Genomic DNA, 18,974 nt, shown 5'->3' with positions numbered 1-18,974 from the left:
TCGCGCGGGGGCGGTGGGTGTGGGGGGGCGGCGCCGTGGGCGGGTCGGTGCCCCGGGCCCCGCGCCTCAAACGCCGGCGGGGCTGGATTCGGCAGGCGCCGGTGGCTGGGTTCGGCGGGGGCTGGGCGGTGCATGCCGGTGGGGCTGGATTGGGCGGGGGCTGGGAGGTGCATGCCGGTGGGGCTGGATTGGGCAGGCGTGGGTGGCTGGGGTCGGCAGGGGCCGGTGGGGCTGGGGTCGGCAGGGGCTGGTGGGGGTGGATTCGGCGGGCGTCGGGCGTCCGATGCCGGCGGGGGCGGATGGGCCGGGGGGCGGAGCTTCGGTGGGGGTGGGTGCCCGTCGGGTTTGGTTCGGGGTGGCCGGTTCGGGGTGGTGATCGACACAGGGGGTGGGCGCAGAATCGTGGGTATGCTCGCCGCCATGCCCACGCCCCCCTCCGCCACAGCGCGGGACGAACCCGTCATACGGGATCGCGGCGACGCCTGCCCCGGCGCGCTGCGCCTGCATGCCGCCGACGACGGGTACCTGGCGCGGGTCCGGATCCCCGGGGGTCTGCTGACCGCCCGGCAGGCCTCGGTGCTGGCGCTGGCCGCCGACCGGTTCGGGAACGGGCACCTGGAACTCACCTCGCGCGGCAACGTGCAGCTGCGCGGGCTCGCCGAAGGGTGCGGCGCGGGGCTGGCGGAGCTGCTGGACGGGGCCGGACTGCTGCCCGCCCCCGGCCACGAGCGGGTACGGAACATCGTGGCGACCCCGCTGTCCGGGATCCTGGGCACCGAGCGGCCCCATGTGACCCCCTGGGTCGGGGAGTTGGACCGGCTGCTGTGCGCGAGCGCCCGCGCGACGGCCCTGTCCGGACGGTTCCTGTTCGCCATCGACGACGGGCGCGGGGACGTCGCCGCGCTCGACCCCGATGTCACCCTGCTCGGCGCACCGCGGGGCCGGGCACTGGTCCGGCTCGGCGCGGCCCCGGGCGCCGTGGAGGTGGACGCCGCCGACGCACCCCGGGCGGCGCTGCTCGCCGCCGAGTACTTCCTCGACTCCGCGGACGCCGCCGGCACCCGCGCCTGGCGGGTGTCCGAACTGCCCGCCGTACACGCCCCGGAGGCCGCGGAGCTCGCGGCACGGCTCACGGCGGCCGGCATCGCGGCGGACCTCGTTCCCGAGGTGTCCTGGCCGTACGCCCCGCCGCCCAAGCCGTGGGGCCCCGGCACCGGTGACCGCACGCCGCTGTGCGTACTGCCCCCGCTCGGCCGGCTCACCGCGGACCAGTGGCGGGTTCTGGTACGCGTCGCAGGCGACGGCCAGGGAGCCGAGGGAGCCGACGGAGGCACCGACGGCGACGGCGAGCTGCGGATCACCCCCTGGCGGAGCATCGTCCTGCCCCGCGCGAGCACCCGGCGGCCGGTCGACGGCTACGCCCAACTCGTGGCCGCGGGCCTGTCCGTCGCGCCCGACGGCCCCTGGGAGTCCGTCACCGCCTGTACCGGGCAGCCGGGTTGCGCCAAGGCGCTGTCCGACGTACGGGCCGACGCGCGGTCCGTCGTGGGCGCGGACGGCGGGGCACCGGCCGGGCCTGCCGGAGCGCCCGTGCACTGGTCCGGGTGCGAGCGCCGGTGCGGGCATCCGCGCGGCACCGCCTGGGTCGACCTCGTCGCCACCCCCGACGGGTACCGCCTCGACGGTCGTCCGGTGCCGTCCCACGAACTTGCCCAGGCCGTCGCCGACGCGCGCAGCCAACCCCGAGTGTCCGAAGACGCAGTGAAGAAATGAGCGAGTACACCGTGTTCGAGTACGAGAAGGACGGCGCCGAGATCTACCGCCAGTCCTTTGCCACGATCCGCGCCGAGGCGGACCTTTCCGGGCTGCCCGCCTCGGTCGCCCAGGTCGCGGTGCGCATGATTCACGCCTGCGGGATGACCGACCTGACCCGGGACCTGGGCTACTCGCCCGAGGTCGTCCTGCGGGCGCGGGCCGCCCTGGAGGCGGGTGCGCCGATCCTGTGCGACGTGCAGATGGTCGCCAGCGGGGTCACCCGCAAGCGGCTGCCCGCCGACAACCAGGTGATCTGCACCCTCTCCGACCCGGCCGTGCCGGAGCTCGCCGCGAAGATGGGCACGACGCGCAGCGCCGCCGCCCTCGAAGTCTGGCGTGACCGGGGCCTGTTGGAGGGTTCGGTGATCGCCGTCGGGAACGCGCCGACCGCGCTCTTCCGGCTGCTGGAGATGATCGAGGAGGGCGCCCCGCGCCCCGCCGCGGTCATCGGGGTCCCCGTCGGGTTCATCGGCGCCGCAGAGTCCAAGGACGCCCTCGCCGAACACCCCTCCGCACTCGACCACTTGATCGTCCGTGGCCGGCGCGGCGGCAGCGCCATGGCCGCGGCCGCCGTCAACGCCATCGCGAGCGTGGCCGAATGAGCACCGGACGACTCTACGGAGTGGGGCTCGGCCCCGGCGACCCCTCGCTGATGACGCTGCGCGCCGTCGAAGTGATCGCGGAGGCCGACGTGGTCGCGTACCACTCCGCCCGCCACGGCCGCTCGATCGCCCGCTCCATCGCCGCGAAGCACCTGCGCTCCGATCACATCGAGGAACCGCTGGTCTACCCGGTCACCACCGAGACCACCGACCACCCCGGCGGTTACCAGGGCGCGATGGAGGAGTTCTACGAGGTCTCCGCCGCCCGGCTCGCCGTCCACCTGGACGCCGGCCTGACCGTCGCCGTGCTCGCGGAGGGCGACCCGCTCTTCTACAGCTCGTACATGCACATGCACAAGCGGCTCTCCGACCGGTACGAGACCGAGGTGATCCCCGGGGTGACCTCGGTGAGCGCTGCCGCCGCCCGGCTCGGCACCCCGCTCGTCGAAGGTGAGGAGGTGCTGACGATCCTGCCCGGCACCCTCTCCGAGGAGGAGCTCACGGCCCGCCTCGCCGCCACCGACTCGGCGGTCGTGATGAAGCTCGGCCGCACCTTCCCCGCCATACGGCGGGCCATGGAGAACAGCGGCCGGCTCGCCGAGGCGCGCTACGTGGAGCGCGCGACGATGGAGGGCGAGCGGACGGGCCTCTTGGCGGACACCGACCCCGACTCCGTCCCCTACTTCGCCGTCGCCGTGCTGCCCAGCCGGATCGGGAACCCGGGCAGCGTGCCGTCCGGACCCGGAGAGGTCGCCGTGGTCGGCACCGGCCCGGCCGGGCCGCTGTGGCTGACCGCCGAGACGCGGCGGGTACTGGCCGACGCCGAGGTGCTGGTCGGGTACACGACGTACCTGGACCGGGTCCCGGTCAAGCCGGGCCAGATCCGGCACGGCTCCGACAACAAGGTCGAGTCGGAGCGCGCCGAGTTCGCGCTCGACCTTGCCCGGCGCGGCAAGCGGGTGGCCGTGGTCTCCGGCGGCGACCCCGGGGTCTTCGCCATGGCCACCGCCGTCCTGGAGGTCGCGGGGCAGCCCGAGTACGAGGACGTGCCCGTACGGGTCCTGCCCGGGGTGACGGCCGCCAACGCGGCGGCCGCCGCGGCCGGAGCCCCGCTCGGCCACGACTACGCCACCATCTCCCTCTCCGACCGGCTCAAGCCCTGGGAGGTCATCGCGGAGCGGCTGCGCGCGGCCGCCGCGGCCGATCTCGTACTGGCCCTGTACAATCCGGGCTCGCGCAGCCGCACTTGGCAGGTGGCGCAGGCCCGCGAACTGCTCCTGGAGCTGCGCGCACCGCAGACCCCGGTGGTCGTTGCGCGCGACGTGGGCGGGCCGGAGCAGTCGGTCCGGATCGTCACGCTGGCCGAACTGGAGCCGTCCGAGGTGGACATGCGGACGATCCTGTTGATCGGCTCCTCGCAGACCCAGGTCACGCAGCGCCCCGACGGGTCGAGGGTGACCTGGACCCCGCGCCGCTACGGGTGATCCGGGGGCAGTTGCTCTCCACCCGGCCCCGCTGAGCCCCGGCCCCGCTGAGCCCCGGCTCGGCGGGGCCGAGTGCCGTCCACGAGCCGCGAGGACTTCGTCGACGTCCAGTAACCCGACGGCCCTGCCGGGCAGATGCCCGGCAGGGCGGGGTGGGGGCCGGTTGCTGGGGGTTCCGGCTGCTAGCCGGGGGTGACCGCGAAGCGCACGGACCGGACCAGGAGGTCGTCGCGCGCCGGATTGCCGTGCGCGCGCAGCTTCCACTCGGGGCCCTGGCAGTTGGCTCCGGTGTAGACGACCACGGCGGAGTCCGTGTCGTTGTGCGGTCCGTAGCCGGGCTGCACCTCGTCGTCGCCGACGGCGTAGAGGTTGACGCACTTGCCGCTGTGCGGGTCGTGCAGGGTGACGTGCTGCTCCTGCCCGTATCCGTCGACGTACTTGTAGTGGAAATAGCCTTCGGCGGCGAGGGCCGAGCCGGGCAGCGACAGAACCAGGGCGAAGGCCGCCATGGCAGCGGCGGCGGTGGTGCGGAGCTTCATGAGGGAGTGGATCCCTTTCCGTGGAGGCGGGTCGGGTAGTGCGGGCACGACCCTAGGAGGGCTCCGAACGGCGAATCGATCCTCCGCGATCCATCGGCGTGGCGGGCTGCCGGTCCGCCACGGCCCCCTTACCCCTTAGCCCTCAGCCGGACAGCCAGGTCCGCACCTCGTCCACGGAGCCGGTCTGCGGGACGCCCCCCGGCACCGGCGGGCGGCGGACGACGAGGACCGGGATGCCGGCCTCGCGGGCGGCGGTGAGCTTGGGGGCGGTGGCCGAGCCGCCGCTGTCCTTGGTGACCAGGAGGTCGATGCGGTGGCGGGCCAGGAGCTCGCGCTCGTCGGCGAGGGTGAACGGGCCGCGGGCGAGCAGGACTTCGAGGCGCGGCGGCGCGGGCGCGGCCGGCGGATCCACCGAACGCACCAGGAACCAGGGCTCCGTGAGGTGCGCGAAGCTGTGCAAGCCCATCCGGCCGGTGGTCAGGAAGGCGCGGGTGCCGAGGCCCGGGAGTAGGGCGGCCGCCTCGGTGAGGGAGTCCGCGAAGTGCCAGTCGTCCCCGGGGCCCGGGGTCCAGCCCGGGCGGCGCAGCGCGAGCAGCGGCACGCCCGAAAGGGCGGCCGCCGAGGCTGCGTTGAAGCTCATCCGCTCCGCGAAGGGGTGCGTGGCGTCGACCAGGTGCGTGACCCCGTGGGCGCCGATCCAGGCCGCCAGCCCGTCCGGACCGCCGAAGCCGCCGATCCGGGTCTCGCCGGGCGGGAGCACCGGGGCGGCGACCCGGCCGGCCAGTGAGGTGGTCACCCGGAGGGAGCCCGGGGCGGTGGCGAGCGCCTCCGCGAGGCGGCGGGCCTCCGTGGTGCCGCCGAGGATCAGGACGTGCGGACCGGGGCCGGATGGATCAGCAGACATGCCGGTCGCGCTCGGCGGAGTACAGGTGGCTGTCGCGGAACTGCTCGGCGCCCAGGGTGCGGCCCACCAGGATGACGGCCGTGCGGACCAGCCCGGCCTCCTTCACCTGGGCGGCGATGTCGGCCAGCGTCCCGCGCAGGATCAGTTCGTCGGGGCGGCTGGCCATCGCGACCACCGCCGCCGGGCACTCGGGCCCGTAGTGCGGCAGGAGTTCGTCCACGACCCGGTCCACGTAGCGGGTGGCCAGGTGCAGCACCAGCAGGGCCCCGCTGCGGCCCAGCGTGGCGAGGTCCTCGCCGGGAGGCATCGGCGTGGCCTGCTGGGAGATCCGGGTCAGGATCACGGTCTGGCCGACGGTGGGGACGGTCAGCTCCCGCTTCAGCGCGGCGGCCGCCGCGGCGAAGGCGGGGACGCCGGGGACGACCTCGTACGGGATGCCGGCCGCGTCGAGCCGCCGCATTTGCTCCGCGACGGCGCTGAAGACGGACGGGTCGCCGGAGTGGAGCCGGGCCACGTCCTGGCCCGCCGCGTGCGCGCGTACGCACTCGGCGATGATCTCGTCCAGGTTCAGCTGCGCGGTGTCGATGAGACGGGCGTCCGGCGGGCATTCGGCGAGCAGCTCGCGCGGGACCAGGCTGCCCGCGTACAGGCAGACGGGGGCGGCGGCCAGCGTCCGGGCGCCGCGCACCGTGATCAGGTCGGCGGCCCCGGGGCCCGCACCGATGAAGTACACGGTCATATCGTCTGATCCACCATTTCGGGGTTGGGCTGGGACTGCGGGTGGGGCGGGTAGGGCTTGGTGACCGTCCACTGGGTCACGGGCATCGCCTGGCGCCAGCCCGTGAAGCCGCCGACCGGTACGGCATGCGCGACGGCCAGCTTGACCAGTTCGCCGCCGTGGCGGCGGTAGCGGTCGGCGAGGACCGCCTCCGATTCCAGGGTGACGGTGTTGACCACGAGCCGGCCGCCGGGGGCCAGCGCCTCCCAGGCCGCGTCGAGCAGGCCCGGCGCGGTCAGGCCGCCGCCGATGAACACCGCGTCGGGGGCGGGCAGTCCGGCGAGCGCGTCGGGTGCGGAGCCGGTGACCACGCGCAGGCCGGGTACGCCGAGCGCGGCCGCGTTACGGGTGATCCGCGCGGCCCGCTCCGTCACCCGCTCCACGGTCACCGCCCGGCAGGACGGGTGCGTGCGCATCCACTCGATGCCGATGGAGCCGGAGCCGCCGCCGATGTCCCACAGGAGTTCGCCGGGGGCGGGGGCGAGGGCGCACAGGGTGGCGGCGCGGACGTGGCGCTTGGTGAGCTGGCCGTCGTGCTCGTAGGCGGTGTCGGGCAGGCCGGGGGTCGAGCCGAGCCGGGGGGCCTCGGCGCGGGGGTCGCGGCGGCAGTCGACGGCGACGACGTTGAGGGGGTCGCCGGGCGGGTGTTCCCAGCTCTGGGCGAGGCCCTCGTACGTGTCCTCGTGCTCGGAGCCGAGCTGTTCCAGGACGCGCATCCGGCTGGGGCCGAAGCCCCGCTCTCGAAGCAGAGCAGCGATCTCGTTCGGGGTCACTGCTCCGGCGCTCAGCACGAGCACCCGGCGGCCCTCGTACAGCGCGGCCGCGAGCCGGGCCACCGGACGGCCGACCACCGTGACGACCTCGGTGTCCTCCACGGGCCAGCCGAGGCGGGCGCAGGCGTAGGACACGGAGGAGGGGTGCGGCAGCACGTGCAGGGTGTCCGGTCCGAGCTCCTCGGACAGGGCGCGGCCGATCCCGTAGAACATCGGGTCGCCGCTGGCCAGCACCGCGATGCGGCGGCCCGCGTGCTCGGCCATCAGCTTCGGCACGGCCGGGCGCAGCGGGCTGGGCCACGCCACCCGGGCGCCGCCGCACTCCCCGGACGGGAGCAGGTCCAGCTGCCGGGGCCCGCCGATCAGCACCTCGGCCCCGGCCAGCGCGGCCCGGGCGGGGGCGGTGAGTCCGTCCCAGCCGTCGGCGCCGAGGCCGACGACCGACACGGGTGTGGGGGGCGGTGCGGAGCTCACTGGGTGGACCTCGGGGTACGGGAAGCGGGTGGACCCGCAGCCTACTGGGCCCGCCCTGCACCCCTGGCGGGCGGGCCCCGGGCTTGCGGGGGCCCCGGCCCGGTCGGGCCCGGCTCTGGTCCCGGCCTCGCCCTGGCACCGGGGCGGGGCATGCGGCTGCGGCTCCGGCCGGTGTCGGTTCCGGTGCCGCACGGGGTCGGCCGGGCGGCGCCGTTGCCGGGAGCCGGTCGGCCGGACCCGGTACCTCAAGCGCCGGCGGGGCCGGAGTTGGCCCGGCGCCGGCCGTGCCCGTGCGGGCCTGCCCTGCGGGGCGGAGTTCCCCTACCCGCCCTTCGCCCGTTCCCCGGGGCCCTGCCCCGGACCTGTTGCCGCGTGCGGCGCCGTGGCACGGGGGCCGGCCCCCGGACCCCCGCTCCTCAAACGCCGGAGGGGCTGGATTTGGGCTGACGTCGGATTGCACCGGCGCACAGCGCACTGCCCGCAGACGCGCGCGTGCGAGCCCAGCCTCGCCGGCGTTTGAGGACCGGGGTGCGGGCGGAGCCGGGGGACGCACTCAGGCGCGGGTCCGGGTAGTGCCCGGGGAACGGGGGAAGGGTGGGTAGGGGAACTCCGGCCCGCGCAGCGGTGTGTGCAGGCCGCCCCCCCGGGGTCGTGTTTCGGGCGGGGGCCGGGAGTAGGGTGCGGGGGCCGGTGGGCCGTGGGGCCGCCGGGAGGGGGAGGAGCTGCCATGGTGGGTTGGAAGGCTGCCCGGATGCCCGATCAGAGCGGGCGGACGGCCATCGTCACCGGAGGCAACAGCGGGATCGGCTACGCCACCGCCAGGGAACTCGCGCGCCGCGGCGCCTCGGTGGTGCTGGCCTGCCGGAGTGCGGCCCGGGGGCGGGCCGCCGAGGTGGCCCTGCGGGGTGAAATACCCGGTGCCGAGGTCGAGTTCATGGCTTTGGACCTCGCCGATCTGGCCTCCGTACGGGAGTTCGCGGATGCGTACGGGCGGCGCAGGCAGGGGACGCTCGACCTCCTCGTCAACAACGCCGGTGTCATGGCGTTGCCGTACGGCCGCACCGCCGACGGCTTCGAGACGCAGTTCGGGGTCAACCACCTCGGGCACTTCGCCCTCACCGGACTGCTCCTGCCCCACCTCCTCGCCGCCCCGCCCGGAGCCCGGATCGTCAACCTCTCCAGCGGCTTCCACGCCCTCGGGGACGTGGACCACGAGGACCTCAACAGTGAGCGGAACTACCGGCGTTGGATCACCTACGGCCGCTCCAAGACCGCGAACCTGCTCTTCACCCACGAGCTCGCCCGGCGCCTCGCGACCGCCGGATCCGGGATCGTCGCGGCCGCCGCCCACCCCGGCTATTCCTCTACCAACCTGCACGTCGCGGCGGCCCCGCAGGCGGGCACCACCCTCACCTCGCGGCTCGCGGTCGCCGCCAACGGCCTCGGCGTCGTCATCGGCAACGGCGTCATCGCCCAGTCCGCGGCCTCCGGCGCACTGCCCACGCTGTACGCGGCCACCGCCCCCGGGGTCCGGCCGGACGAGTTCATCGGGCCGCGGTTCAGCATTCGCGGCGCACCGCACCGCTCCTGGCGGGCGAAATGGACCCTGGACGACAAGTCCGGCGAACGGCTCTGGGCCGCCTCCGAAAAGCTCACCGGAGTCTCGTACACGTCTCTATCGCGCTGAATCCCCGGGGGCTAACTTGCTACTCGCCAGTCACTTCAGGCTGTCGGGCCGCATCCCGCCGCATCCCCTGGGAGAGCCATGCGCAGATCCGTCCTGCCCGTTCCCCTGCCCGTTCCCCTGCTGTTCTCGATGCTCGTCGCCACCGTCGCGGGGCTCGTCGCGGCCCTGCTCACCGCCCCGACGGCGCGGGCCGCGGACTCCGCGGAGGCCGCCGCCCGCGCGCAGCAGCGTACGCCGGTCGTTCTCGTCCACGGCTTCGGGGACACCGCGGCCTCCCTCGACGGGCTGGAGGACCATCTGCGCGCCCAGGGGTGGCTCTCCAGTGACCTCGCCGAATTCGGCTACGACTGGGCCGCCACCAACGACTCCAACGCCGCCCGCTTCGGCGCCTTCCTCACCGAACGGTTCGGCAGCCGCCCCGTCGACGTGGTCGCCCACAGCATGGGGTCGCTGCTGACGCGCAAGTACCTCAAGGACGGCGGGAGTTCCCGGGTCCGCGCCTGGGTCTCGCTCGGCGGGCCCAATCACGGGGCGGGGGACGCCGCGCCCTGCGGACCCTTCGCCACCTTCTGCGACATCCACGCGGCCTCGCTCGCGGACATGACCCCCGGCAGCCCCTTCCTGAACTCCCTCAACGCCGGCGACGAAACCCCGGGCGCCACCCGGTACACCACCATCAGCTCCACCTGCGACCAGCAGATCCCGCCCGGCGACAGCCGCGCCCCGCGCTCCACCGAGCTGGCGGGAGCCGTCAACCACGTCCTGCCGGTGGGCGACAGCGGCTGCCCCTCGCACTACGGGCTGCTCGGCAACGACTGGGTGCGCCGGCAGATCGTCGCCGAGTTCTCCAAGGACCCGGTGAGTGAAGTGGAGCTGAAGACGGGCCCGTTCCGGATCACCGTCGATTCGGCCCGGTTCGCTTCCGGCGGCGAGAGCGGGCCCGAGCTCTACGACGGCCTGACCCTGACCACCGACGGGACCGCCCGCTCCCTCTGGCACCGGGACCGCTCCGGCGCCACCGCCTTCCCGGATTACGATCCCTGGTTCGGGCTCGACGACAACACCCGGAGCCAGGTCTTCAGCGGCCGGGCCACCGTCACCGCCTACCTCACCGACGCCGACTACAGCGCCGGGAACAACGACGACGTGATGGCCGCCGGCCGCGTCCACTGGGACCCGGCGCTCGGCTTCGGCCGGTTCACCGCCAGGATGTCCGGTGTGGACGGCGGCGAAGCCTCCGTCACCTACACCGTCACCCCGGTGCAGGGCGTCCCCGCCTGCCGGGTGCGCGTGGACCAGGCGGAGCTGACCTACTTCGACGACGGCACGACCCGCCCCGCGCTCTACGGGGACATCGCGGTCCGGACCGGCGACGGTGCGCGCACCGCCGTGTGGTCGCGCTCCGGCTCCGACCCGTCGACCTTCCCCAACCAGGGCAACCGCACCGACCCGGACCCGTACTTCTACCAGCGCGTCGGCTCGGGGACCACGTACGGCCCCGGCCCGTTCGAGATCGGCGTCTTCCTCTGGGACTACGACGCCTCCTCGGCCGATGACCTGGTCGCCCGGGGCACGGTGGCCTGGGATCCGTACACCGACCGGCCGGGCACCCGTACGAGCGAGTTCCGAGGGGACGACGGAGGGTACGTGAAGGTCACCTGGACCGCCCTCTGCCCCTGACCCGGCAGAGGTCCGGACCGAGGTCCCGGCAGAGGTCCGGGCAGAGGTCCGGGCAGAGGTCCCGACGGAGGTGCCGGCGGGGGCGCGCCCCGGTATGAGCCCGTCCGCCCCCGTCGAGCCTCCGGGCGCCCCGTCCGGGCCCTGACCAGGGCGCCCCGTCCGCAGTCACACTCGGCGGCATGGACGACGACGCAACGGACAACCACCTACGTACCACCGGCCCGCAGGCCGGACCGCACGCCGAAGACCGCGCCGAGGATCATGCCGGGGACCGCGCCGAGGACCATGCCGTGGTCCTCGGCGCGGGCATGGCCGGACTGCTGGCCGCGCGGGTGCTCGCGATGCGGTTCTCCCGGGTCACCGTGCTCGAACGGGACGAACTCTCGCAGGGCGAGCCGGTGTTCAGGCCGGGAATACCCCAGTCCCGGCACACGCACGTCCTGTGGGCGCGGGGCGTGGACCTGATCGAGCGGATGCTGCCGGGCACCACGGCCAAGCTGCTGGCCGCGGGGGCGGCCCTGCTCGAATCACCGCGCGACTTCCTCTGGCTGAGCCCGGCCGACTGGTTCGGACCGGTGCCGGGGGCCAGGGTCCTGCTCGCGAGCCGGGAGTTGCTCGACCGGACGGTGCGCGGGGAGGTCCTGCGCAACCCCCGTGTGCGGATCCGGGGCGGTGCGACGGTCGCCGGACTCGTGGCCGGGCCGGACGGCCGCACGGTCACCGGTGTGCGATTGCGCGACGGCGAGCAGCTGGCCGCACGACTCGTCGTCGATGCGACCGGCCGCACCTCGAAGGCTCCCGCCTGGCTCACGGACATCGGCCACCCGGCGCCGGCGGTCACCCGCTACGACTCCCATCTCGGGTACTCCAGCCGCTACTTCGAGATGCCCGACGATCCGGCCCGGAGCTGGCAGGGCGTGTACGTCCAGGGCCGGCCGGACCTTCCGCGCGGCGGCGTGCTGATGCCGCTGGACGGGAACCGCTGGCTGGTGACCCTCGTCGGCAACGGCGAACACGCCCCGCCCGTGCGGGAGGAGGAGTTCCTCCCGTTCGCGCGGAGCCTGCGCAGTCCGGCCCTGTACGACGCCATCCGGGACGCGATCCCGCTGTCCGCGCCCACCGCCTTCCGGAACACGGCGAACGAATGGCGCCACTACGAACGCCTGGAGCGCTGGCCGGCCGGCTTCGTGGTCCTCGGTGATGCCGCCTGCCGCTTCAACCCCGTGTACGGGCACGGGATGACGGTCGCCGCGCTCGCCGCGGAGGCGCTGGCCAAGGAGATCCGCACGCTGAACCCGGAGCAGATCGCCGCGGCCTCCCGCCGGATCCAGCGCCGGACCATCGCAGTGGTGGCCGTGCCCTGGCAGATCGCCACCAGCGAGGACATGCGGTACGCGGTCACGGAAGGCCCCCCGCCGGACCGGGCCACGCGGATCCTGCAGCGCTACATGTCCCGGGTGATGGCGGGCGCCAACACCGACCCGGCGATCGCCTCCCGCTTCTTCGGGGTGCTGTCGCTGACCCGCCCGCCGGGCACCCTCCTGGACCCCGTCACGATGGTCCGGGTCCTGTCCAAGCCGCGGCTCCCGGACACCCCGGAAACCACCGCCTACCCGCCGCACCACGGTCCGCCCGCAGAGCGGGGGGCGCGCCGCAACGCCTAGGCGGCGTCCGGCCTGATCGGCAAGACACCCCCTAGGATCATCGCGTGATCGCCGAGATGCAGTGCGTGGTGCTGGACTGTCCCGACCCGGCGGCGCTGGCCGCGTTCTACCGGTGCGTGACCGGCGGCGAGGTCAACCGCCCGGACCGGCGCTGGGCCACCGACGCGACCTGGGCGACCCTGCACCTCCCGGCCGGTCCGGTCCTCGCCTTCCAGTACGCCGAGGACCACCGGCCGCCCCGCTGGCCGGACCCGGCCCGGCCCCAGCAGCTCCACCTGGACTTCGCCGTCGCGGACCTGGACCTGGCCCACGCCGAGGTCCTGGCCTGCGGCGCCACCCTGCTGGACGGCGACCGGGCGGGCGAGGGCTGGCGGGTCTACGCCGATCCGGCCGGGCACCCGTTCTGTCTGGTGCGCCACTGACCGGCGGTCTCCGCCAACCCCCCGTTCAACTTCGGCAGGTCACTTCGACGGGGTGAGCTGAACCGTCGTCAGGGCCCCGCCCGCGGCCTCCTTCACCACCGTGAGCCGGGTCCCGGTGTCCGGAACCTTGACTCCGAGCTGCGGCAGCTCCGCGTTCCAGTACGTCCCGTGGCGGTCGTCGAAGACCGGTACGCCGCTCCGGGCCGGGATCGCGGTCGGGGTGCCCGCCTTGTGCAGGACGATCCGGTCGCTCCTCCCGAGGGAGAAGGGCGCGTCGAAGGTCTGCGCACGTGCGTTGAGCAGCGTGCCGTCCGCGTGGGTCAGCGGCGCCGGACGGGAGTCGACGGGCAGCAGCATGCCGCCGCCAGGGTGCGCCTTGGTGGTGTTGTCGCTGTACGCCGTGTCCCAGAGCCAGATCAGCACGCCCTGCTGGTACGGGTAGAACTCCACCTTGTCGCCCGTGAAGCCGAAGTTGTAGGGCCCCGTCCGCAGCAGGCTGCCGTAGCCGGTGTAGCGGCGGTTCTCCACGAAGTACGCCCGGGGGTGCTGCTCGCTGCCCGTACGGCCCTCCGTACGGGACCACTTGACCGCCATCCAGCCGTTGGCGCCCTGCTCCGCCCCGTCGCGCAGCAGGACCCGGCCGTCGTCGCCCGCCGTGACGCGGATGTCGTCGAAGGTGACGCCCTTGCCGTGGGTGTTGCTGTCGGAGGTGACGCGCAGCCGCAACTGGACCGACTTGCCGCCGAATTGCGTCAGCGGGACCGAGAGCTGCGTCCAGCCGGCCGAGGTGCCGGAGATGCCCTTCGCCCCGATCGGCGTGGCGTCCACCGTGCCCGGCAGCGCCGTCCAGCCGGCTCCGCCGTCCGTGGAGGCCTCCACCGTCAGGTAGTCGAAGTCCTGCTCGATGTCGTACCAGACGCGGGCGTCCAGGCGTGCGGGTGTCCCGGCCGTGACCCCCGTGAGGTCGACGGTGCGCGACAGGGTGTTGTCCATGAAGTCACCCGTACCGCTCCACCACTGGCTGGCGCCCTCGTACGGGTCGACCAGCTCGGTCGTGGTCGAAGACGGCGGCAGGTGCACCAGCAGGGCCTGCGGGTCCTCGGTGTTGTAGCCGGACACCCCGAGCGTGGCCCGTGTCGTGCGGCCCGCGTCGGCCTCCGTGTATTGGAGCCAGCCCAACTGCAGCTTGCTCCACGGGTCGAGGTCGCCCGGGAACTCGCCCGTGGAGTTGCGGCCCTTGCCCAGGTAGGACGCCGAGGACATCAGCGACCAGAAGTTGACGCTGTTGTCCCCGTCCGAGCTGTACAGGTCCGGCAGGCCCAGGTCGTGCCCGAACTCGTGCGCGAAGAGGCCCGCGCCGCTGTTCTCCCCGCCGGTCAGGTAGTCCCCGGCCCAGATGCCGGTGTCGCCGACCGGGGTGCCGCCCGCCTTGTTGCCCTCCGGGCCCGCGCTGCCGGCCTGGTTCCAGTAGGCGAACCAGCGGTGCGCCTACACGGCGTCCTTGCCCTGCGTGCCGCCGCCCCAGGTGCCGTCCTTGCCCGCGTGGACGACGACGAGGTGGTCGAGGTAGCCGTCCGGCTCGTCGAAGTTCCCGTCGTGGTCGGCGTCGTAGCGGTCCCACACGTCGTACTCGGCGAGCTGGGCCTTGATCTGTTCGGTCGTACGGCCCTTCGCGCGCTCGGACTTGTACCAGGAGTCCGTGGCGTCCCGGATCATGTCCCAGTTGGTCCGGCACTGACCGGACTCGGAGCAGTTGTCGGTGCCGTAACGGGCTTCGTTCCAGGGGAGCTTGACCCAGTCGGTCACCGTGCCGTCCATGTCGTACCGGCCGGAGGACTGGAGCCGGTAGTAGGCGCGCAGGGACGCCGACTGCGGGTCGGTGGAGAAGAACTGCTTCTCGTAGAAGGACCGGTCGAAGTCCTTGCGCCACAGGGTGTGGTTGTCGTCCGCGGCCGGCTTGCCGATCGTGTTGTGCGCCGGGCCCGGGGTGCCGCCGAAGCGCGGCTTGCCCTCGAACTCCGTGGTGGTGTCCACCTGGTCGCCGAACTCGGCGAGGATCACGAAGACCTTGTCCTTGCGCTCCTGGGCCAGTTCGACGTACCGCTTGCCGATCTTGGCCTGGCGCGGGAGCCTGCCGTCGGCCCCGGCCCGCAGGCCGCCGGGTCGGCCTGCGGCCACCTCTTCGAGGGCCTGGCGGCGCAGGGCTTGCCGCTGGAGCTCCAGGGGGGCGGGCGGCGGGGCGGCCCGATCGGTCTGCTGCTGCCCGGCGGGCGTCGGCGCCGGGGTCGGGGGTGCGGTGGCGGCGAGCGCGGGGGCGGCGAGGAGGGCGAGTGATATCGCCGCTCCCACCGCAGCGAGTCTGCGCAACGTAGCTGACCTTTCTGGAAGTTCCGGTCGGTCGGGTTGGCCGGAGCGGGAGTAATATTTCACATGTGACAGGTGATTGATAGGTGTGGGACAGGGGGACGGCGGGTACGGCGGGTACGGCCGGGGGGCGTGCCCGACCGCGCCAGGACGTGCGCCCCGGCCCCTCCGAACTCGACGTTCCGAGGGCCCCGTTCGTCGCGCGGCGCTATCGTGCCGAGCGGGGACGACGGTGCGAGGGGGCGGAACCGCGATGCGATTTCTGTTTGTGCACGGCACGGGGGTGCGGCGCGAGCGGCACGACACGCTCTTCGCCCTGGTCCGGGACCGGCTGACCGCCCGGTTCCCCGGGGCGACCGTCGACTCCTGCTTCTGGGGGGAGCGGTACGGGGCCACCCTCAGCGCCCACGGGCGGTCGGTGCCCGGACTGGGCGCCCCCGGTGCGGTCCCCGGGCCGGACGAGGAGGAGATCGCCGAGTGGGGGCTGCTGGTCGCCGACCCGCTCTGCGAGCTGCGCGTCCTGGCGGAAGCCGGCTGGGACACCGCAGCCGGCGGCGACCCCCATGACGATCCCGACGGGGACGAGTTCGCCATGCCCGGCGTGCAGTCCGCGGGCGACCGCGTGCTGGAGCTGCTCGCCGGAGTCCGCGGGGTCCCCGACGGCGGCGAACAGGCCGCCCTGCTGCTCGGCACCGGCCTCGCCGCCGGATTCCCCGCCGCCCTGGAGAGCGTCTCCCGCTCCGCCGAGGCCGCCCGCGCCGGGGAGCGGGCCGTCGGCGAGACACAGGCCCTGGAGCTGGCCAAGGCCCTGGCCCGCGCGGTGACCGCCGCCGCACTCGCCTCGGCCGGAGCCGAGGCCGACTGCACCGGAGCCGAACGCGACCGCCTCGTCGAGCTGATCACCGCGCGTCTCGGTGGCGACGCCCGGTTCCCCGGCGCCCGCGCCGCCGCCGTCCTCGGCCGGCTCGCGATGCGCGTCACCACCCAGCCGCTGCTCAACGCCTGGCGCGGCTCCCTCACCGTCGGGGCCACCCCCGCCCTCGGCGACATCCTGCGCTACCAGGCCCGGGGCGCCGACCTCCGTGCCTTCCTGCACGAGCGGATCACCGCCGAGCCCGGTCCGACCGTGCTCATCGGCCACAGCCTCGGCGGCATCGCCCTGGTGGACCTCCTCGCCCTCGCCGCCGCCCGCGGCGAGCCGGTGCCCGGGGTCGAACTGCTCGTCACCGTCGGCTCGCAGGCCCCCTTCCTCTACGAACTCGGCGCCCTGGCCGGGGTCGTACCGGGCACCAAGCTCCCGTACGCCTTCCCGCGCTGGCTCAACGTCTACGACCGCCAGGACGTGCTCTCGTACCTCGCCGAGCCCGTCTTCCCCGGCGACCCGCGCGTCAGCGACCAGGAGATCGGCAGCCGCCAACCCTTCCCGGCCTGCCACAGCGCCTACTGGAAACAGGACTCCCTCTACGCACGCATCGAACAGGCGGTGGCCGAAGCGGAGATCGGGTGAACCCCCTGGACCTCCTGCCCTCCGAGCTGGGGCCGCGCACCTTCGCGCTCGTCGCCGGGGTCGAGAAGTACGAGATCAGCCGCCACTGGAACCTGCGCGGCCCGGCCCGCGACGCCCTGCGGTTCGCCCGCTGGCTCACCGGACCGGGAGGGGTGCCGCCGGGCCACGTACGGCTGCTGCTGTCCCCGCTCGACGATCCGGACTCCCTCGACTGGTCGGCCTCGGCCGGTCTGGAAGCCCTGCGCGACACGCACCGCCCGGCGACCGAGGCGAACACGAAATCGGTGCTGTTCAACGAACTCCCCGCGTGCGACGGCGATGTGCTGGTCATCTTCTGGGCCGGACACGGCTACACCGAACCGCTCCGCGGCGACCTGATGCTGCCCTCCGCGGACGCCCGGACCGGCCAGATCCTCCACCTCAACCTCGACTCCGCGCTGCGCTGGTGGCGCACCAGCCTCGTCAAGCGCGAGGTCTTCCGCTACCAGGCCGCCCTGGTGGACGCCTGCCGGGTCGACGCACCCCGCGAGGCCCGGTGGAACTTCGGGGCCAACGACTACGGCGGCGGCGCCACCGTCCCGGGGCGGCGCCAGTTCCGGCTGTACGCCTCCCGCGAGGGCGAGGCAGCGAAGAACGACGCCGAACGCGGCGCCGGCCGCTTCACCGAGGAACTCCTCGCCGAACTCGGCGAACGCCCGGTGCACGAGGCCGTCTCCGGCCTCGCCGACACCGCCCGCTCCATCCACCGGACCTTCCTGGGCCTGCGCGCACGCGGCGAGGGCTGGCAGCTCCCGCAGTTCGTCGTGGACCGCAACTGGGACGCCTCCTCCTTCCTCGACGACGACGTCCCCGGGATGGCGCCGCCGGGCGCGGGCCGCCTCGACCAGAGCGCCTGGGACGGGCTCGGCGAACTCTTCGAGGACCGCGACCTGCCGCGCTGCGCCTACGAGGCGTACCTGTGGGCGTTCAAGGCCGCCGGCTGCGCGGCCCCCGCCCGGGGCGGGCTGCCCGGCGACAGCCTGCTGGAGGTGGTCCAGGACCTGGACGAACGCCACGGCGGGCCGGGCGGGGTGCCGCTCGCGGTGCCCTTCGTACGGTTCCTCGGCGAGCAGGGCGCGGCGGGCGACGAGCAGTGGGCGGCCCGGGTGCGCGACTGGGTGCGCGCCACCCGCGAACGCCTCGGCCTGCCCGCGCTGCCGCCCCCGCCCCCGCCCGCGCGCAAGACGGCCCTGCACGTACGGCTGGAGACGCCGCCGGGCGGGGAGGACGGCTTCCTCGCCCGGATGTGGCTGCGCCGGGAGGCGACCGAGCACATCTGGGAATCGGAGGGCGAGCCGGTCCGGCTGGACGCGGTACGGGACGCACTCGTACGGCACCTCGGGGCGGTGGCGAAGGCGTGGGGCGCCGACGCGGAGGCCGGACGGCTGTCCGCTGCGGTGGAGCGGATCGAGTTCCACGTGCCGTACGAGCTCCTGGACCTCGACTTCGACCAGTGGCAGGTCCCGCGCGGCCCGGGCGGGCGGACCCGGCCCCTGGGGGTGATCTACCAGGTGGTGGTGCGCTGCCCGCAGGAACGCGAGGACACCGGCGCCGAATGGCGCGGCAAATGGCGCTGGCTGTGGGCCCAGGGAGGTCGGCACCCGGACGCGGTCAGGGTGGTGGCCGACGCGGACGCGGACGACGGGCTCGGCATGGAACTGGGCGCGGGAGCGGCGCCCGCGTGCGTACTGGCCCACACCCGGGCCGGGGCGCGGACCTCGGCGGTGGTGGAGGCCGTGCTCGAGGGCGGTGTCCCGGTGGCCCTCTGGCGCCGCGGCGCCTCACCGGCGGGCGCGGGCCGGGCCGGGGGACCGGGGGCGGCGCAGGCGGCTCCGGACGGCTTGGCGTACGGCGGGGCGGGGCGGGCGGGAGGTGGCGGGGGTGTGGGCGGTATCGGGGGCGCGGGGGGTGCCGGCGGCACCGGGGATGTCGGTCCGGACGGGTCCCCGGGCGACCTGCTCGCCCTGCTGGCGCCGGCCGGAGAGGACGGGCGGCCGCCCGACCCCGGCGCGCTCGACGTGCTCGCGCTGCCCGCCCGCGTGCGCGCGGTGCGCCGGGCGGCGGCCGTCGCGGGCGCGGGCGCCCCTGCCGGCGATCGCCGACAGCCGCCGGGGGGAGACCGGTTGGTCCTCCTGTGGGACGATCCCGACGACACCCTCATCCTCCGGTCCCTGGCTTGAACCCGATGCCGATACCGACGCCGCTGCCCACGCCGACTCCGATCCCGCACCCGGACCCGGGG

At 74.5% G+C, this 18,974-nt stretch carries 14 protein-coding genes and 1 pseudogene; 9 read left to right on the top strand and 6 right to left on the bottom strand.

Translation table 11 applies throughout. The features are described 5' to 3' along the window. The first annotated feature begins 420 nt into the window (after positions 1-420). The 3 genes from ACFVX6_RS21835 to ACFVX6_RS21825 are packed head-to-tail and all read left to right on the top strand — an operon-like array spanning position 421 to position 3,901. Positions 421-1,773 (top strand): cobalamin biosynthesis protein CobG, encoded by a 1,353-nt coding sequence (locus tag ACFVX6_RS21835; protein WP_389693826.1) that lies wholly within the window; start codon positions 421-423, stop codon positions 1,771-1,773. Next, positions 1,770-2,417, top strand: a complete 648-nt coding sequence (locus ACFVX6_RS21830) for a precorrin-8X methylmutase (protein WP_243338785.1) — start codon at positions 1,770-1,772, stop codon at positions 2,415-2,417. The genes ACFVX6_RS21835 and ACFVX6_RS21830 overlap by 4 nt, the downstream gene beginning before the upstream one ends. After that, positions 2,414-3,901 (top strand): precorrin-2 C(20)-methyltransferase, encoded by a 1,488-nt coding sequence (locus ACFVX6_RS21825; protein ID WP_389693824.1) that lies wholly within the window; start codon positions 2,414-2,416, stop codon positions 3,899-3,901. The genes ACFVX6_RS21830 and ACFVX6_RS21825 overlap by 4 nt, the downstream gene beginning before the upstream one ends. Before the next feature lie 182 nt (positions 3,902-4,083). Here ACFVX6_RS21825 and ACFVX6_RS21820 read toward each other — a convergent pair whose 3' ends face one another. The 4 genes from ACFVX6_RS21820 to cbiE form a co-directional block, all read right to left on the bottom strand. Continuing rightward, the gene (locus ACFVX6_RS21820; RefSeq protein WP_389693822.1) at positions 4,084-4,440 is read right to left on the bottom strand and encodes a hypothetical protein; all 357 of its coding nucleotides are present in this window, start codon (positions 4,438-4,440) and stop codon (positions 4,084-4,086) included. Positions 4,441-4,582: 142 nt separating this feature from the next. Further along, positions 4,583-5,344: a cobalt-precorrin-6A reductase gene (locus ACFVX6_RS21815; protein ID WP_389693820.1), complete on the bottom strand. Its 762-nt coding sequence runs from the start codon at positions 5,342-5,344 to the stop codon at positions 4,583-4,585. After that, positions 5,334-6,083, bottom strand: coding sequence for a precorrin-4 C(11)-methyltransferase (gene cobM / locus ACFVX6_RS21810; RefSeq protein WP_274550138.1), 750 nt, complete (start codon positions 6,081-6,083; stop codon positions 5,334-5,336). Before cobM ends, ACFVX6_RS21815 begins: the two co-directional genes overlap by 11 nt. After that, positions 6,080-7,369: a precorrin-6y C5,15-methyltransferase (decarboxylating) subunit CbiE gene (cbiE, locus tag ACFVX6_RS21805; protein ID WP_389693818.1), complete on the bottom strand. Its 1,290-nt coding sequence runs from the start codon at positions 7,367-7,369 to the stop codon at positions 6,080-6,082. Before cbiE ends, cobM begins: the two co-directional genes overlap by 4 nt. A gap of 727 nt (positions 7,370-8,096) precedes the next feature. Between cbiE and ACFVX6_RS21800 the strand changes: the two genes are divergently transcribed. The 4 genes from ACFVX6_RS21800 to ACFVX6_RS21785 all read left to right on the top strand — a co-directional run bounded on the left by ACFVX6_RS21800 (position 8,097) and on the right by ACFVX6_RS21785 (position 12,822). Further along, positions 8,097-9,056, top strand: coding sequence for an oxidoreductase (locus tag ACFVX6_RS21800; protein WP_389693816.1), 960 nt, complete (start codon positions 8,097-8,099; stop codon positions 9,054-9,056). 78 nt (positions 9,057-9,134) lie between these two features. Further along, positions 9,135-10,736, top strand: a complete 1,602-nt coding sequence (locus ACFVX6_RS21795; protein ID WP_389693814.1) for an esterase/lipase family protein — start codon at positions 9,135-9,137, stop codon at positions 10,734-10,736. Between the two features lie 179 nt (positions 10,737-10,915). Then, positions 10,916-12,400 (top strand): NAD(P)/FAD-dependent oxidoreductase, encoded by a 1,485-nt coding sequence (locus tag ACFVX6_RS21790; RefSeq protein WP_389693812.1) that lies wholly within the window; start codon positions 10,916-10,918, stop codon positions 12,398-12,400. 44 nt (positions 12,401-12,444) lie between these two features. Beyond that, positions 12,445-12,822, top strand: a complete 378-nt coding sequence (locus ACFVX6_RS21785; protein WP_389693810.1) for a VOC family protein — start codon at positions 12,445-12,447, stop codon at positions 12,820-12,822. A gap of 39 nt (positions 12,823-12,861) precedes the next feature. Here the strand turns inward: ACFVX6_RS21785 and ACFVX6_RS21780 are convergent, their stop codons facing one another. After that, positions 12,862-13,416: a hypothetical protein gene (locus tag ACFVX6_RS21780; RefSeq protein ID WP_389693830.1), complete on the bottom strand. Its 555-nt coding sequence runs from the start codon at positions 13,414-13,416 to the stop codon at positions 12,862-12,864. Continuing rightward, positions 13,414-15,000, bottom strand: a pseudogene (locus ACFVX6_RS21775) (immune inhibitor A domain-containing protein); the annotation flags it as partial. The gene ACFVX6_RS21780 and the pseudogene ACFVX6_RS21775, both read right to left, overlap by 3 nt. Positions 15,001-15,439: 439 nt before the next feature. On the opposite strand from ACFVX6_RS21775, the gene ACFVX6_RS21770 reads away from it, so the two are divergent. Next, complete coding sequence (locus ACFVX6_RS21770; protein ID WP_389693809.1) at positions 15,440-16,693, top strand: hypothetical protein; 1,254 nt, start codon at positions 15,440-15,442, stop codon at positions 16,691-16,693. Continuing rightward, a complete protein-coding gene (locus ACFVX6_RS21765) occupies positions 16,690-18,912 on the top strand; it encodes a hypothetical protein (protein WP_389693807.1) in 2,223 nt (740 codons plus the stop codon). The genes ACFVX6_RS21770 and ACFVX6_RS21765 overlap by 4 nt, the downstream gene beginning before the upstream one ends. Positions 18,913-18,974: the final 62 nt, after the last annotated feature.

This window comes from Streptomyces sp. NPDC058289 (assembly GCF_042880975.1).
Taxonomy (GTDB): Bacteria; Actinomycetota; Actinomycetes; order Streptomycetales; family Streptomycetaceae; genus Streptomyces; species Streptomyces stoeckheimensis.
Note: the sequence above shows the minus strand (reverse complement) of the source record. Positions and strands in the feature narration are given on the sequence as shown.

Coding starts and splice junctions, on each gene's coding strand:
- ACFVX6_RS21835 (WP_389693826.1), top strand. CDS start 421: ATGCCCACGCCCCCCTCCGCCACAGCGCGGGACGAACCCGTCATACGG.
- ACFVX6_RS21830 (WP_243338785.1), top strand. CDS start 1,770: ATGAGCGAGTACACCGTGTTCGAGTACGAGAAGGACGGCGCCGAGATC.
- ACFVX6_RS21825 (WP_389693824.1), top strand. CDS start 2,414: ATGAGCACCGGACGACTCTACGGAGTGGGGCTCGGCCCCGGCGACCCC.
- ACFVX6_RS21820 (WP_389693822.1), bottom strand. CDS start 4,440: ATGAAGCTCCGCACCACCGCCGCCGCTGCCATGGCGGCCTTCGCCCTG.
- ACFVX6_RS21815 (WP_389693820.1), bottom strand. CDS start 5,344: ATGTCTGCTGATCCATCCGGCCCCGGTCCGCACGTCCTGATCCTCGGC.
- cobM (WP_274550138.1), bottom strand. CDS start 6,083: ATGACCGTGTACTTCATCGGTGCGGGCCCCGGGGCCGCCGACCTGATC.
- ACFVX6_RS21800 (WP_389693816.1), top strand. CDS start 8,097: ATGGTGGGTTGGAAGGCTGCCCGGATGCCCGATCAGAGCGGGCGGACG.
- ACFVX6_RS21795 (WP_389693814.1), top strand. CDS start 9,135: ATGCGCAGATCCGTCCTGCCCGTTCCCCTGCCCGTTCCCCTGCTGTTC.
- ACFVX6_RS21790 (WP_389693812.1), top strand. CDS start 10,916: ATGGACGACGACGCAACGGACAACCACCTACGTACCACCGGCCCGCAG.
- ACFVX6_RS21780 (WP_389693830.1), bottom strand. CDS start 13,416: ATGGCGGTCAAGTGGTCCCGTACGGAGGGCCGTACGGGCAGCGAGCAG.
- ACFVX6_RS21770 (WP_389693809.1), top strand. CDS start 15,440: ATGCGATTTCTGTTTGTGCACGGCACGGGGGTGCGGCGCGAGCGGCAC.